The organism is Sphingomonas sp. AOB5 (genome assembly GCF_029433115.1).
Lineage (GTDB): Bacteria > Pseudomonadota > Alphaproteobacteria > Sphingomonadales > Sphingomonadaceae > Sphingomonas.
Genome location: NZ_JARNTV010000074.1, coordinates 1 through 14256, shown reverse-complemented (window position 1 = coordinate 14256; position 14256 = coordinate 1). Strand labels below are relative to the sequence as shown.

Sequence of the window (14256 nt, the reverse complement as noted above, 5' to 3'; positions counted from 1 at the left end):
CGCAGATCGGCGATGCGGCGCTCCACCGTCGCGCGTTCGCTGCGCAGCGTGGCCAGCGCGTGCATCGTCTCGGTTGCCTTGTCGCGGACCATCAGCGCGCTGGCGCGAAGCCCGGCCAGCGTTTCGGCCGCGGCCTGTTGCACGGCGGCGGCATCGTCATGCGCCTTGGCCCGTTCGGTGACGAGCGCCTCGGCAGCCTGCGCTTCCTTCTTCGCAACGTCCGCGGCGGCGGCGGCATCGCGCCAGCGGGCGAAGATCATCCGCGCCTCGGCCACGCGGATCTTGTCGGATAGCTCGCGATAGCGTTCGGCCTGCCGTGCCTGACGGCGCAGGGCATGGGCACGGGCTTCCTGATCGGAAATGACTTCGTCGAGCCGGGTCAGGTTCGCTTCGGTTGCGCGCAGCTTCTGCTCGGCATCCTTGCGGCGGACATGCAGGCCGGCGATCCCCGCTGCCTCTTCCAGCATCGCGCGGCGCTCGGCGGGCTTGGCAGAGATGATCGCGCCGATCCGGCCCTGGCTGACCAGCGCCGGGCTGTGCGCGCCGGTGGCATTGTCGGCAAAGACCAGCCCGACATCCTTGGCGCGGACGTCGCGGCCGTTGATCCGGTATGCGGAGCCGGCGCCGCGTTCGATGCGGCGGACGACTTCCATTTCCTCACTGTCGCCGACGCCCTCGGCCAGGATCGAGACTTCGGCGAAATCGCGCTGAGGCCGCGTCGCGGTGCCCGCGAAGATCACGTCCTCCATGCCCGCGCCGCGCATGGACTTCGCGCTGTTCTCGCCCATCGCCCAGCGCAGCGCTTCGAGCAGGTTGGATTTGCCGCAGCCATTGGGGCCGACGATTCCCGTCAGCCCGGGTTCGATCCGCAGATCGGCGGGATCGACGAAGCTCTTGAACCCCGTAAGCCGGAGCCGCTTGATCTGCATCGGCGCTACGCCACTTCGCGGAGGCGGTGCCAGCCCGCTCCCCCGCCCGGCCGCCCATAGAACAAGCTTCCGTTGGGTGGCCGGGCGGGGGAGCGGGCTGGCACCGTGAAGGACTTAGCGTGCGCCGGCAGCGCGCAGTTCGCGCTCCATATCGTCCCAGCCGCCCTGGAACATCTTGTCGTTGATGTAGAAGGTCGGGGTGCTGTTCACGCCCTTTTCGACACCGGCCTTCTGGCGAGCCGCGACCTGATCGATCGCGGCCTGGTCGCCCAGGCACTTGTCGAGCTGCGCCTGCGGCACGCCGCGCTGCTTCATGAAGTCGATATAGCCCATGATTTCCATCAGGCGCTTCGCCTGCGGACCTGCGCCGAGGCCTTCCGTCGAGGTCAGGATTTCCTGGGTCAGGCGCTCGTTGAACACCTGCTGCTCGACATACATCTGGTCGAGGATCGGGAAAAAGGCTTCGGGCGACACGCACTGGCCGATCAGGATCAGGCCGAGATCCTGCGGGTGGAGCGCGAAATCGCGGAACTCGTAGCTGACCTGACCGGTCGAGATGTACTTGGCGCGGAGCGGCTCGACACCGGTCATCGCGAAGCCCTGGCAGGCCGGGCAGCTGCGCGAACCATATTCGACCAGCTTCACCGGCGCATCCGGATTGCCCTGGATCATACCGCCCTCAGGCGACTTGGTAACCACATCGACCCACTGCTTGCCGGCAGGCGGGGCGAGCTTCGAGGCCGCGGGCGCTTCGGGGGTCGTGCCATTCTCGGTCGTTGCGCCGTCGCCGCCACCACAGGCAGCAAGGGCCAGCGAAGCGATCAGGGCAAAAGCAATACGCATTTCAGGTCTCCGTCGATATTTCGGTCGTGCCGGCTTTAGTTGCCGGGCTTCAGAAGGGGTTCGATCTGGCTCCACATCACGCCGTCGAGGCGCTTGCCGTTGAGGAAGAAGGTCGGGGTGCCCTGCACGCCCAGCTTCCCCGCACCTTCGGCAATGCGGACCAGATCGTTATAGACGAGCTGGTTGGACAGGCACGCGGTGATCGCCGCCTCGGTCATGCCGTTGCGCTTCATGAAGGCGGTATAGCCCAGTTCGTCGGCATAGGCGCGCGACTGGGCGGGGATCTCCATGGTGCGGATCGCCTCGGCGCGCTCGGGCGAAATCTGCGTCACGCGCGAATTGAACTCGGCCTGTCCGGCGAACATGCCCTCCAGCACCTTGAAATAGGACCCGGTCGGCACGCAGCGGCCAAGCATCGAGATCGCAATATCCTGGGCATGGACCGGATAGTCGCGAAACTCCCAGCTCACCCGGCCGCTGGCGACATAGGTGGTGACCAAGGCACCTGAATCGGCAGCGAAGCGGCCGCAGGTCGGGCAGGAGCGCGAGCCATATTCGACCAGCTTCAGCCGCGCCGCGGGATTGCCGATGCGATATCCGCCCTGCGGCGTCTTCACGATCACCCGGGTCCAGTTGGTCGGCGCGGCGGGACGCGCAGGACCCTTTTTCGCAGCCGGGGCCGCCTTCTTCTTCACTGCCTGCGCCGCCGCGGGGGGCGTCGCGACCAGCGTCACGCCGGAAAGGGCGAGCAAGGCAAGCATGAGGAAACGCATCAGTCGATCCTGCCGATCTTGGGAAAGTTCGCCGCGGCCACGCCGGAGGCAAGCGATTCGAGCACGGCCTTGAGTTCGGGATCCACGATCCCGCGCAGGCTTTCGCCCATTTCCTCGGTCAGCGGCTTCAGCTCGGGCGGCGGCGCGGCGGGCTTGGGCCGCTTCACGTCGCCATGCCGGATCTGGAGCCGCGCGACCGCGGTATAGCCGAAGAAACGGTTCACCCGCTCGACGATCTCGGGCGCGATATGCTGCATCATCGGGGCATGCGCGCCGCCGACAAGCAGGTGGAGCACGCCCTCCGCCCGCTTGCCCTGCGGAAAGCGGATCGATTCGGGCGAGGAGACACGGGCATAACGCTCGCCCACGATCTCGCTCCAGCGGCTGACGATGGCATGCTGGACGAACCCGAACTTGCGGAATGCGGCGCGGCCGACATCGGGCAACAGCTCGGAAACCGCGCGCGCACGGTTGCTGCGCTTCGGTTCGGGCTTGGGCTGCCGGATCGTTGTACGCGGAGACTTCGTCATTCGCGATCACCCATGCCATAGGGCCATGTGCCCGACAACATCGCTGAGACCCTGCTCCACTGGTACGATCGCAACGCCCGCGATCTGCCCTGGCGCGCGCTGCCCGGTGCCAATGCCACCGAACCCTATCGCGTGTGGCTTTCCGAAGTGATGCTGCAACAGACGCAGGTCGCGACGGTGAAGCCCTATTTCGAGAAATTCACCACGCGCTGGCCGAGCTTTGAGGCGCTGGCGGCCGAGGATGATGCGGAGGTGATGAGCGCCTGGGCGGGGCTGGGCTATTATGCCCGGGCCCGCAACATGCTGGCCTGTGCCCGTGCCGTCGCGGCGGACGGCCTGCCCGATACCGAGGAGGGGCTGCTCAAGCTGCCCGGCGTAGGCGGCTACACCGCGGCGGCGGTGGCGGCGATCGCATTCGGGCGGCGCGCGGTGGTGGTCGATGGCAATGTCGAGCGGGTCGTGTCGCGGCTGTTTGCGGTGCGCGAGGCGCTGCCGGGTGCGAAGCCGCGGATTCGCGAACTGACCGATTCGATCACGCCCGATGCGCGCGCAGGCGATTTCGCACAGGCGATGATGGATCTGGGCGCGACGGTCTGCACCGCGCGGTCCCCGCGCTGCATGCTCTGCCCGCTGCGTCAGGACTGCGCGGCGTTCGCGGCGGGCGAGCCGGAGACGTTTCCGGTCAAGACGAAGAAGGCCGAGCGGCCGCAGCGTTATGGCACGATGTTCTGGGCGGAGCGCGACGGCCGGGTGCTGCTGGTGCGGCGGCCGGACAGCGGATTGCTGGGCGGCATGCGCGCGCTACCGACCGGGCCATGGACCGATTCGCCGCCGGGGTTGGCGGACGCGCCGTTCGATGCGGACTGGCAGATGCTCGGCGAGACGGTCGATCATGGCTTCACCCATTTTCGTCTCGAAAGTGCGCTTGCCGTTGCCACAATCGAGGCGCAGGAAGCGGCCACCGGCGAATGGTGGCCGGTGGCGGAGATCGAGTCGGCGGGTATGCCGACCGTGTTCGCCAAGGCGGCGAAAGCGATACGGAGAGCGCGATGACGGTGACGGGCAAGTGGATCAGGCTGGCGCTGGGCAGCGCGTTGATCGCGACCATGGCGGCGGGCGCGAACGCCGCGCTGCATCCGGTCGCCGCGGTCAAGACGAGCTATCCCGCGACGCAGGCGCTTGCCGATCGCTATGTCGCCGAAAACAAGGTGCCGGGCATCGTCATGTCGGTCGGCTATCGCGAATCGCCGACCCAGTTCCTGTCCGCCGGCCGGATCGCAGCCGAACCGGGCGCGCCGATGGCGGGGCCGGACAGCCTGTGGCGCATCTATTCGATGACCAAACCGATCACCGGCATCGCCGCGATGATCCTGATCGACGAAGGCAAGCTGAAGCTCGACCAGCCGATCAGCGACTTCATTCCGGCGTTCAAGAACATGAAGGTGCTCGACGATCCGAACGGCACCACGCTGGCCAGCCATCCGGCCAAGGGTCCGATCACGGTCCGCCACCTGCTGACCCACACCGCGGGCCTCGGCTACAGCATCGTCACCAAGGGGCCGCTGCTCGACGAATATAACAAGCTGGGCATCAATCCCGCGGCGGTCGGCCCGGCAATGGAGCCGCAGATGCGCGCGGTGCGTGCGCCGACGCTTGAGGAGTTCGCCAACCGGCTCGCCACGCTGCCGCTGATCGCCGAACCGGGCACGAAGTGGAGCTATTCGATCAGCCTCGATCTGCTCGGCCGGGTGATCGAAGTCGCCTCGGGCCAGAAGTTCGACGATTTCCTCCAGTCGCGCCTGTTCAAGCCGCTGAAGATGGATTCGACCGGCTTCACCGTCGCGCCGGGCAATGCCGCGCGCTTCGCGACCAATTATTATTATGTCGGCGACACCCGCCTGCCGATCGATGGCGGCCCCAGCTCGATCTGGCTGAGCCCGCCGAGCTTCCCCTATGGCGGTGCGGGCCTCGTCTCATCGGCGCGCGACTATGACCGGTTCCTGCACATGCTCCAGAATGGCGGCGTGCTCGACGGCGTCCGTATCCTGAAGCCCGAGACGGCGGAACTCGCCATGTCCAACCTGCTGCCGGCGGGAACCGACACGTCGGGGCTGGGTACGCTCAGCGGTCTGGCGGGCAAGCTGGGCTTCGGCGCAGGCGGATCGGTCTATCTCGAAGACGTGCCGGGTGCGGCAGGCAAGGGTACTTATGGCTGGGCCGGTGCCGCCGGAACGCTGGGCTGGGTCGATCGCGGCCGCGGCATTCGCGGCGTGGTGATGGTCAATTATTTCGGCGACAAATGGCCGCTGCGCGACGATGTGAACAAGGCGATCCACGCCGATTTCCAGCGCTGAGGCGGCGATGGTGACCGCGCCGGGTTTTACCGGCGGCACGTTCGATCGTGCCGACGCGCTGCGCAGCGACCTGGACCGGCTGGCGGCCGCCACCGCCGATCCGCGCGCGCGACTGCTGCGGCTCCATGCGCTCGATCCCGAGCTGACGCCCGAGGGGCATCTGAGCTGGGGATCGCTGGCCGAGGCGGGCGAGGAGGATGATCTGATCTTCCTCGGCTTCCTCGACGGGGTGCCGCATTTCGCCTCGGCCGATCCGCATGCGACGCCGGTGACGGGCCGTTCGCCCGCCATCTTCCGCGCGCTCGATATCCTGCCCGCCGCCGAAGCCGCCAACTATGCCGCGGCGCGCAGCGTGGTCGATTGGCACATGCGGCACCGTTTCTGCGCGGTGTGCGGCACGGCCAGTACGGCGTTCCGCGCCGGCTGGGGCCGCAAATGCCCGGTGTGCAATGCGGAGCATTTCCCGCGCACCGATCCGGTCGTGATCATGATCGCCGAACATGAAGGCCGCGCGCTGCTGGGCCGCCAGTCGCCCTGGCCGCGGGGCCGCTATTCGGCGCTGGCGGGCTTTCTCGAGCCCGGCGAATCGATCGAGGAAGCGGTGGCGCGCGAAACGCTGGAGGAAACCGGCGTGCGGGTGCGCGGCATCCGCTATGTCGCCAGCCAGCCCTGGCCCTTCCCCTCATCGCTGATGATCGCCTGCATCGGCACGGCGGAAAACGACACGATCGAAATCGACCGCAACGAGCTGGAGGACGCCCGCTGGTTCACCCGCGACGAGGTCCTCGCCTCGCTTGCCGGGGATCCCGAGGCCAGCTTCGTCGCCCCGCCACCCTATGCCATCGCCCACACGCTGCTGACGGCCTGGGCGGAGAGCTAAAGCGCTAAGCGCCGCCAAGGCGCGGCCTATTACGTCGCGCCCAAGTAGCTGTGCTCCGGCGAAGGCCGGAGCTCTGGCGGTGAAGGGACAGCGACATGTCCAACGCTCCGGCCTTCGCCGGAGCACAGGCTGCTCCTCTCGAACGTGGTTCAAGGGGCAGCGTGCCTTGCAATGATGGATTTCGCGCGCTTTATCCTGTCGGATGACGCGCCTAGGCTTCCCGCACGGACGATCCGGCATGGCGCTTCGCCGCGCGGCGAAATGGCGCATTTCTCCTCGGGCAAAGGTCATAAACGGCGTGACTTGCCGGACCTTTTCCGGCGCGGATTTAGCCCCGCTCGCGTGCCTGACGGTAGGTGCCCAGCACGCGCGCCCATTTGGTGTGGAAGGTCAGTTCCTCCAGCGCGCGGTCGAGATGGGCTTCGCCGGGGCGGCCGGTGACGTCGGCATAGAATTCCGTCGCGGCGAAGGTGCCGCCGCGCTGATAGCTTTCCAGCTTGGTCATGTTGACCCCGTTGGTCGCAAAGCCACCCAGCGCCTTGTAGAGCGCGGCGGGGACGTTCTTCACTTCGAAGATGAAGGTGGTCATCCACGGGCCCTCACCGGAAAGCGGCGGGGCCTCGCGCGCCAGCACGACGAAGCGGGTCATATTGTGGTCGGCGTCGGCGATGCTCTCGGCCAGCAGGTTCAGACCATAGAGCTGGCCCGCACCCGGCGGCACCAGCGCGGCGATGCTGGGGTCGTTCAGCTCGGCGACGACAGCACCAGCACCCGCCGTGTCGGGATAGGCGACCGGCGTGATATTGTGCTGCTTCAGCCAGTGGCGGCACTGGCCCAGCGCCTGGGTGTGGCTCATCGCTTCCTTCACGTCGGCGATGGTACCGGTGCCGGCCAGATCGTAGCGGATCGGCAGGAAATGCTCGCCGGTGATCACCAGCCCCGATTCGGGCAGCAGGAAATGAATGTCCGCCACGCGGCCATGGAGCGAATTTTCGATGGGAATGATCGCGCAATCGGCCGATCCTTCCTTCACCGCGTCGATCGCGTCCTCGAAGCTGAAGCAGGGCAGGGGCAGGCCGTCGGGAAAGGCCTGAAGCGCCGCAATATGCGAATTGGCGCCGGGCGCGCCCTGATAGGCGACGGCCCGGCTCGGCTCGGCGGCGGCGGCCTCGACCATGCGCGCAACGATGGGACGGGCGGGTGCAGCGAAATTCTCCATAGTGGAGCGCGCGCTAGCCGGGTCGTTGCCGGGCGGCAAGTGTGCGTGTGGCCGCGCCGTGGGACTGCAAGGCGCATAACCGCCACGCGCGCGCTTGCGGTGTGCAAAGTGCCGCACTAGAGGGGTCTCGAAATTTACCCAGGGGCGTCACAGATGGACGATCGGACGAATACGATTGCAGGTTGGGTTCTGACGGGCGGCATCGCCGCGTTGGGCCTGTCGATCGTCAGCGGCATGGTGTTTTCGTCGCATGCGCCCGAAAAGCCTGGTTATGCCGTTGAAGGCGCCAGCACTGGCCCTGAGGAAGTAACGAAGGACCAGCCGATCGCGGCGCTGCTCGCCACCGCCGATCCGGTGAAGGGCGCGGACGTCTTCAAGAAGTGCGCTGCGTGCCACACGATCAATCAGGGCGGCGCCAACGGCATCGGCCCGAATCTGTGGAATGCGGTCGGCAAGCCGCACGGCCATGTCGCAGGCTTCGCCTATTCGGATGCGCTGAAGGGGGTTCCGGGCAACTGGGACTTCGACGCGCTCGATCACTGGCTGAAGAATCCGCGCAAATATGCGCCGGGCACCAAGATGACCTTTGCCGGCCTGCCCAACCAGCAGGATCGCGCCAACCTGATCGTCTATCTCAACCAGCAGGGTTCGAACCTGCCGCTCCCCGCCGCTCCGGCCCCGGGTGCAGCACCCGCCGCCGAAGGCAACGCGACCGAGGCCGCTCCGGCCGCCGGCAACGAAGCCGCTCCGGCTGCGGAGGCGAAGGGCCACTAAGGCTTTTCCCGACGGGATAGAAAAAGGGCGCCGCGTGATCCACGCGGCGCCCTTTTCGTTTCGGCTTTGGTCGAGTCCCTATGACTGGTGCCCGGTGATTCGGCTCCGCGGGCGGTCGATCTTGGTGTGATCCTTGTCGCGCCAGAAATCCTTGACGATTTCCCAGCCCTCTTCGGCGGTCTCGACGAAGTGGAACAGGTTCAGGTCGCGGGGGCTGATCACGCCTTCCTCGCACAGCGCCTCGAAATTGACGACGCGGTTCCAGAAGTCCTTGCCGTAGAACAGCACCGGGATCGGGGCGATCTTGCCGGTCTGGATCAGGGTCAGCAGCTCGAACGATTCGTCGAACGTGCCGAAGCCGCCCGGGAACACCGCTACCGCGCGCGCGTGGAGCAGGAAGTGCATCTTGCGCAGCGCGAAATAGTGGAACTGCATCGACAGGCCGGGGGTGACATAGGGGTTCGGCGCCTGTTCGTGCGGCAGCACGATGTTGAGGCCGACCGTATCGGCGCCCACGTCACGCGCGCCGCGATTGGCGGCTTCCATGATCGAAGGGCCACCGCCCGAGGTCACGACGAAATGCTGCTTGCCGGCTTCGTCGCGCGGGAAGTTGCTCGCCAGGCGCGCCAGCTCGCGGGCGACGTCGTAATATCTCGACTTCTCGATCAGCCGCTCGGCGACCTTCTTCGCCATCGGCGTGTCGGCCGTTTCGCGCAGTGCCAGTGCCTTGCTCGGCTCCGGGATGCGCGCCGAGCCATAGACGACGAAGGTCGATGCAATGTTCGCCTCGTCGAGTACGACCTGCGGCTTGAGCAGCTCGAGCTGGAAGCGGATCGGCCGCAGATCGTCGCGCAACAGGAAATCCATGTCCTGAAAGGCGAGCCGGTATGCGGGATGCTCGGTCTGGGGGGTGATGCCATGGTCTTTCGCGACCTCGGCTTCCTGCTTCGCGGGCCGGAATACCCGCGACGGTACTTTTGTGTCTGTCATTTGAACCTGAGTAGCGGAAACCCTCAGCGGCAGAAAGGCCCCTTGCCCATATCGAAGTGCAGGTGATTGTAATGCGCCGCGTTGTAATCGGGGCTGAGCACCGTCTGGAAGCGGCGGCAGGCCGATTTGTGGATCGTCTCCATGAACCGGCGAACGTCGGGGTCGCTGGATCGCCAGCCATGTTCGATGGTGATGCGGCGGCCGTCCTTCAGCACGAAGGCCGAGATATCGACGGCGTTAGCCAGACCATGCTCCGACATCTTGCGTGCGCCTTCCGCCCCGCGTCCGACCACGCCGCGACAGGCATAGGTGCCATAGGTCTCGACCTTGGCCAGCTCGCTGCCGAGGATCTGCGCGGAGGCGGGCGCGACCGCGTACCGGACCCAGCCGGTGAAAGTGCGTGCCAGCGGGCATTTGATCGCCTTCAAATTGGTTACCGGTACGCCGATGTCGAGCAACTGGACCGATCCGGTGACGATGCAGCCGCCGCCATAATCGCGGTCCGGCAACGGGCTGTACTGCACATCGTCGCGGGTGAGTGCGGTGAAGCATTGCTGCGTATCGCGCGGGGTCGGGTCGTTCAGGGTGATCGGGCCGCTCGGGCGCTCGCGAATCGGAGCGCTGGGCTGGGCAGGGCGCGGCGCATAATCGTCCTCGCCGAACATGCAGCCCGCAAGCAGCAGGGGCAGCAGGATCAGGCCGGGCCAACGGATACGCATGAGCGCGGGCGTACCCGCATCATGGTTAACGAGAGACTAAAGAGTGCGTCCTATTCGAACACGGCCTCGTGTGCCTCGACGTCGCGGACATTGTGCTGGACCCGCGACAGGCGGGTCACCAGCAGGAAAAGCGTGATGCCGGAGATCAGGTCGAAGGGCAGGCACCACAGCTCGATCCAGCTGACCGCGACATAATCGTCCAGCGTCTCGGCGCGCATGCCGAGGCGGAAGGCGATGTTGCTCAGGATGTTGCTGATGATCCAGCTGACCCACCACACCGGCACCCATGCGGGCACGTCTGCATCCTCGGCATTATAGGGAGAGAAGCTGGCCCGCCACGTCTGGAGGATGCCCTGGAACGGCTTCCACAGGTTGAGGATCGGGATGAAGAAGAAGCCGACATTCCAGCCCGGCGTCATCTCCATCGAATCCGACAGCGCATGGGCGTTCTTGTTGACCCGCCATATCCAGCGGGCGACCAGAACGATGGCAATCAGGTTGACGGCGATGACCGGGATGCTGATCGCCTGAGAGATCGCATCGAGGCGTTCCAGATCTTCCTGGCCGGCGGTCCCCGCCTGAAATGCGCCGACGGTGACGATCGTATAGCCGGACATGACGGCATAGACCGTCATTGCGATCAGCCAGACCCCCAGCGCGATGCGAACCACCCTTGCGAGCGGCAGCGGGTCCCGGAATTCATGGTCCATGAAAATGTCTCCCCCGCAGCGATGGGTAGCGTGGCGTGAGGCAAACTGTCCATCGCATCCGTCAAACACATGATTGACTTTGCGGCCGCCGGCTTTAGGGCCGTCGACGGGCCACGCGGTCCCAACGCCGCGCGTGCTCTCTGCAAGGAGAGACTGACATGACTGATACGACCGTTACCGACGCCACCATTGCGTCCACTGCCAAGCCCGCTACGAAGCCGGCTCGCCCCCATTTTTCCTCCGGTCCCTGCGCCAAGCCTCCGGGCTGGGATGCGTCGAAGCTCGCGGTCGAGGTCCTTGGACGCTCGCACCGTTCGAAGCTCGGCAAGGCGCGGCTGCAATATGCCATCGATCTGATGCGCGAGTTGCTGAACCTGCCCGACACCCATCGCATCGGCATCGTTCCGGGATCGGATACGGGCGCGTTCGAGATGGCGATGTGGACCATGCTCGGCGCGCGCGGCGTGACGACGCTTGCGTGGGAAAGCTTCGGTGAAGGTTGGGTCACCGATGCCGCCAAGCAGCTCAAGCTCGAGCCGAAGATCCACCGCGCCGATTATGGCCAGCTTCCCGATCTCTCCAAGGTCGACTGGGACGATGACGTCCTCTTCACCTGGAACGGCACCACTTCGGGCGTGCGCGTGCCGAATGGCGACTGGATTCCCGACGACCGTCGCGGCCTGAGCTTTGCCGACGCGACCAGCGCGGTGTTCGCGTACGACCTGCCGTGGGACAAGATTGATGTCGCGACCTTCAGCTGGCAGAAGGTGCTGGGCGGCGAGGGCGGCCATGGCGTCCTGATCCTCGGCCCGCGCGCCGTGGAGCGGCTGACCGAATATACGCCTGCGTGGCCGCTGCCCAAGGTGTTCCGCCTGGTCTCCAAGGGCGCGCTGGCCGAGGGCGTGTTCAAGGGCGAGACGATCAATACCCCGTCGATGCTGGCGGTCGAGGATGCGATCTTCGCGCTGGAATGGGCCAAGTCGATTGGCGGCGCCCAAGGGCTGATCGCCCGCAGCAACGCCAATGCGACCGCGCTCGACAAGATCGTCGCGCATCGCGACTGGCTGGGCCATCTGGCGCCGGACAAGGGCTATCGCTCGACCACCAGCGTGTGCCTGACGGTCGAGGGTGCGGACGAGGCGTTCATCAAGAAGTTCGCCGCGCTGCTCGAGAAGGAGGACGCCGCCTATGACGTCGCCGGATATCGCGATGCCCCTGCGGGCCTGCGCATCTGGTGCGGCGCGACGGTGGATACCGCCGATATCGAAGCGCTCGGGCCGTGGCTCGACTGGGCCTACGCGACCGCCAAGGCCGGCTGACGCTGCCGTGCTCCGGCGCAGGCCGGAGCGCTGGCGATCAACGCATTCCCTTTCCAGTGCTCCGGCCGTCGCCGGAGCGCCCCAAATTCAGGACATGAATCATGCCCAAGGTACTCATCAGCGACAAAATGGATCCCAAGGCCGCCGAGATCTTCCGCCAGCGCGGAGTCGAGGTGGACGAGATCACCGGCAAGACGCCGGAAGAACTGGCCGCGATCATCGACCAGTATGACGGCCTCGCGATCCGCAGCTCGACCAAGGCGACCAAGGCGATCCTCGACGCCGCGACCAAGTTGAAGGTGATCGGCCGCGCCGGCATCGGCGTCGACAATGTCGACATCCCCTATGCCTCGTCCAAGGGCGTGGTCGTCATGAACACCCCGTTCGGCAACTCGATCACCACCGCCGAGCATGCCATCGCCCTGATGTTCGCACTCGCCCGCCAGCTGCCCGAGGCCGATGCCTCGACCCAGGCCGGCAAGTGGGAAAAGAACCGCTTCATGGGCGTCGAGCTGACCAGCAAGACGCTGGGCCTGATCGGCGCGGGTAATATCGGTTCGATCGTCGCCGACCGTGCCCTCGGCCTGCGGATGAAGGTGATCGCATACGATCCCTTCCTGACGCCCGAGCGCGCGATCGAGATGGGCGTGGAGAAGGTCGAGCTGGAAGGGCTGCTCGCCCGTGCCGACTTCATCACGCTGCACACCCCGCTGACCGACCAGACCCGCAACATCCTGAGCCGCGAGAACCTGGCCAGGACCAAGAAGGGCGTGCGGATCATCAACTGCGCGCGCGGTGGCCTGATCGACGAAGCGGCGCTGAAGGACGGGCTCGATTCGGGGCATATCGGCGGCGCTGCGCTCGACGTGTTCGTGACCGAGCCGGCCAAGGAATCGCCGCTGTTCGGCACCGCCAACTTCATCTCGACCCCGCATCTGGGTGCGTCGACCAGCGAGGCGCAGGTCAATGTCGCGATCCAGGTCGCCGAGCAGATGGCCGACTTCCTCGTCTCGGGCGGCGTCACCAATGCGCTGAACATGCCGTCGCTCTCCGCCGAGGAAGCCCCGCGGTTGAGGCCGTACATGGCGCTGGCCGAGAAGCTGGGCTCGCTGGTCGGCCAGCTTGCGCATGGCGCGCTCAACGGCATCTCGATCGAGGTCGAGGGCGCGGCGGCCGAGCTGAACCAGAAGCCGATCACCGGCGCGGTGCTGGCCGGGCTGATGCGGGTCCATTCCGACACGGTGAACATGGTCAACGCGCCGTTCCTCGCCAAGGAGCGCGGGCTGGACGTGCGCGAAGTCCGTCACGACCGCGAAGGCGATTACCACACGCTGGTGCGCGTGACCGTCTCGACCCAGGCGGGCGATCGTTCGGTGGCCGGCACGCTGTTCGGCGACGCCGCGCCGCGTCTGGTCGAGCTGTTCGGCATCAAGGTCGAGGCCGATCTGGTCGGCCATATGCTCTACATCGTCAACGAGGACGCGCCCGGTTTCATCGGCCGTCTGGGCACCACGCTGGGTGAGGCGGGCGTCAATATCGGCACCTTCCATCTCGGCCGCCGTTCGGCCGGTGGCGAAGCGGTGCTGCTGCTGTCGCTCGACGAAGCGGTGGCGCCCGAGCTGCTGGCGACGGTCAAGGCGCTTCCGGGCGTGAAGACCGCGATGGCGCTGTCGTTCTGACGGCGCTATCGGACCTCGCATGACCGGCCTGCTTCCCGAGGGGTTTCACGATCGCCTTCCTCCGTCCGCCGATGCGGCGGCGCGGGTGGAGGGGCGTGTGCTCGGCGTGGCGCGTGGCTATGGCTATGAGCAGGTCGATCCGCCGCTGGCCGAGTTTGCCGAGGCGCTGGCCTCGCGGCTGAAGGCGGGCGGCATGCGCGATGCGGTGCGCTTCGTCGATCCGGTGTCGCAGGCGACGCTGGCGATCCGGCCGGACATCACCGCGCAGGTGGGTCGGATCGCGGCGACGCGGATGGCGCATCATCCGCGGCCGGTGCGGCTTTCCTATGCAGGCCCGGTGCTCAAGCTGCGCGCGTCGCAGCTGCGGCCTGAGCGGGCGATGCGGCAGATCGGGTGCGAGCTGATCGGCCTCGATTCGGTGGCTGCCGCCAGCGAGATCGTGCGGGTCGCGGTCGAGGCGCTGCGGGCGGCGGGCGTCGAGGGACTCGCCGTCGATTTCACCCTGCCCGATCTGGTCGATACGCTGGCGGGCGACAC

The 14256-nt window shown here is 66.6% G+C and carries 15 protein-coding genes; 7 read left to right on the top strand and 8 right to left on the bottom strand.

The genetic code is table 11. The features are described from left to right. The 4 genes from P1X14_RS19480 to P1X14_RS19465 all read right to left on the bottom strand — a co-directional run. On the bottom strand, positions 1-929 hold a 929-nt coding region (locus tag P1X14_RS19480), incomplete at its 3' end, for an AAA family ATPase (protein WP_277317084.1). Positions 930-1043: 114 nt separating this feature from the next. Continuing rightward, positions 1044-1772 carry a thioredoxin domain-containing protein gene (locus P1X14_RS19475; protein ID WP_277317083.1) on the bottom strand — a complete coding sequence of 243 codons (729 nt, stop codon included), beginning with the start codon at positions 1770-1772 and terminating at the stop codon, positions 1044-1046. A 35-nt stretch (positions 1773-1807) separates the two neighbouring features. Next, positions 1808-2545 carry a thioredoxin domain-containing protein gene (locus P1X14_RS19470; RefSeq protein ID WP_277317082.1) on the bottom strand — a complete coding sequence of 246 codons (738 nt, stop codon included), beginning with the start codon at positions 2543-2545 and terminating at the stop codon, positions 1808-1810. Beyond that, on the bottom strand, positions 2545-3075 hold the full coding sequence (locus P1X14_RS19465) for a DciA family protein (protein WP_277317081.1): 531 nt from the start codon (positions 3073-3075) through the stop codon (positions 2545-2547). The genes P1X14_RS19470 and P1X14_RS19465 overlap by 1 nt, the downstream gene beginning before the upstream one ends. 27 nt (positions 3076-3102) lie before the next feature. Between P1X14_RS19465 and mutY the strand changes: the two genes are divergently transcribed. The 3 genes from mutY to nudC are packed head-to-tail and all read left to right on the top strand — an operon-like array spanning position 3103 to position 6309. Continuing rightward, entirely contained in the window at positions 3103-4128 is a 1026-nt protein-coding gene (gene mutY, locus P1X14_RS19460; RefSeq protein ID WP_277317080.1) for an A/G-specific adenine glycosylase, read from the top strand. Between the two features lie 53 nt (positions 4129-4181). Continuing rightward, positions 4182-5429: a serine hydrolase domain-containing protein gene (locus P1X14_RS19455; RefSeq protein ID WP_277317085.1), complete on the top strand. Its 1248-nt coding sequence runs from the start codon at positions 4182-4184 to the stop codon at positions 5427-5429. 7 nt (positions 5430-5436) lie between these two features. Next, positions 5437-6309, top strand: a complete 873-nt coding sequence (gene nudC, locus P1X14_RS19450; RefSeq protein ID WP_277317079.1) for an NAD(+) diphosphatase — start codon at positions 5437-5439, stop codon at positions 6307-6309. A gap of 328 nt (positions 6310-6637) precedes the next feature. On the opposite strand, the gene P1X14_RS19445 is transcribed toward nudC, so the two are convergent. Continuing rightward, complete coding sequence (locus P1X14_RS19445) at positions 6638-7528, bottom strand: prephenate dehydratase (RefSeq protein WP_277317078.1); 891 nt, start codon at positions 7526-7528, stop codon at positions 6638-6640. A gap of 153 nt (positions 7529-7681) precedes the next feature. On the opposite strand from P1X14_RS19445, the gene P1X14_RS19440 reads away from it, so the two are divergent. Next, positions 7682-8302 (top strand): cytochrome c family protein, encoded by a 621-nt coding sequence (locus tag P1X14_RS19440; protein WP_277317077.1) that lies wholly within the window; start codon positions 7682-7684, stop codon positions 8300-8302. Positions 8303-8380: 78 nt separating this feature from the next. On the opposite strand, the gene P1X14_RS19435 is transcribed toward P1X14_RS19440, so the two are convergent. The 3 genes from P1X14_RS19435 to P1X14_RS19425 are packed head-to-tail and all read right to left on the bottom strand — an operon-like array spanning position 8381 to position 10721. Then, positions 8381-9292, bottom strand: coding sequence for an LOG family protein (locus tag P1X14_RS19435; RefSeq protein ID WP_277317076.1), 912 nt, complete (start codon positions 9290-9292; stop codon positions 8381-8383). Between the two features lie 23 nt (positions 9293-9315). Next, on the bottom strand, positions 9316-10011 hold the full coding sequence (locus tag P1X14_RS19430; protein WP_277317075.1) for an extensin family protein: 696 nt from the start codon (positions 10009-10011) through the stop codon (positions 9316-9318). Positions 10012-10061: 50 nt separating this feature from the next. Continuing rightward, positions 10062-10721 (bottom strand): DUF4328 domain-containing protein, encoded by a 660-nt coding sequence (locus tag P1X14_RS19425; RefSeq protein ID WP_277317074.1) that lies wholly within the window; start codon positions 10719-10721, stop codon positions 10062-10064. A 158-nt stretch (positions 10722-10879) separates the two neighbouring features. Between P1X14_RS19425 and P1X14_RS19420 the strand changes: the two genes are divergently transcribed. The 3 genes from P1X14_RS19420 to P1X14_RS19410 all read left to right on the top strand — a co-directional run. Beyond that, a complete protein-coding gene (locus P1X14_RS19420) occupies positions 10880-12040 on the top strand; it encodes a phosphoserine transaminase (protein ID WP_277317073.1) in 1161 nt (386 codons plus the stop codon). Between the two features lie 101 nt (positions 12041-12141). Then, the gene (gene serA, locus P1X14_RS19415) at positions 12142-13719 is read left to right on the top strand and encodes a phosphoglycerate dehydrogenase (protein WP_277317072.1); all 1578 of its coding nucleotides are present in this window, start codon (positions 12142-12144) and stop codon (positions 13717-13719) included. A 19-nt stretch (positions 13720-13738) separates the two neighbouring features. Beyond that, positions 13739-14256: ATP phosphoribosyltransferase regulatory subunit (locus P1X14_RS19410; RefSeq protein ID WP_277317071.1), on the top strand; the 518-nt coding region annotated here is incomplete at its 3' end.

Coding starts and splice junctions, on each gene's coding strand:
- P1X14_RS19475 (WP_277317083.1), bottom strand. CDS start 1,772: ATGCGTATTGCTTTTGCCCTGATCGCTTCGCTGGCCCTTGCTGCCTGT.
- P1X14_RS19470 (WP_277317082.1), bottom strand. CDS start 2,545: ATGCGTTTCCTCATGCTTGCCTTGCTCGCCCTTTCCGGCGTGACGCTG.
- P1X14_RS19465 (WP_277317081.1), bottom strand. CDS start 3,075: ATGACGAAGTCTCCGCGTACAACGATCCGGCAGCCCAAGCCCGAACCG.
- P1X14_RS19455 (WP_277317085.1), top strand. CDS start 4,182: ATGGCGGCGGGCGCGAACGCCGCGCTGCATCCGGTCGCCGCGGTCAAG.
- nudC (WP_277317079.1), top strand. CDS start 5,437: ATGGTGACCGCGCCGGGTTTTACCGGCGGCACGTTCGATCGTGCCGAC.
- P1X14_RS19445 (WP_277317078.1), bottom strand. CDS start 7,528: ATGGAGAATTTCGCTGCACCCGCCCGTCCCATCGTTGCGCGCATGGTC.
- P1X14_RS19440 (WP_277317077.1), top strand. CDS start 7,682: ATGGACGATCGGACGAATACGATTGCAGGTTGGGTTCTGACGGGCGGC.
- P1X14_RS19435 (WP_277317076.1), bottom strand. CDS start 9,292: ATGACAGACACAAAAGTACCGTCGCGGGTATTCCGGCCCGCGAAGCAG.
- P1X14_RS19430 (WP_277317075.1), bottom strand. CDS start 10,011: ATGCGTATCCGTTGGCCCGGCCTGATCCTGCTGCCCCTGCTGCTTGCG.
- P1X14_RS19425 (WP_277317074.1), bottom strand. CDS start 10,721: ATGGACCATGAATTCCGGGACCCGCTGCCGCTCGCAAGGGTGGTTCGC.
- P1X14_RS19420 (WP_277317073.1), top strand. CDS start 10,880: ATGACTGATACGACCGTTACCGACGCCACCATTGCGTCCACTGCCAAG.
- serA (WP_277317072.1), top strand. CDS start 12,142: ATGCCCAAGGTACTCATCAGCGACAAAATGGATCCCAAGGCCGCCGAG.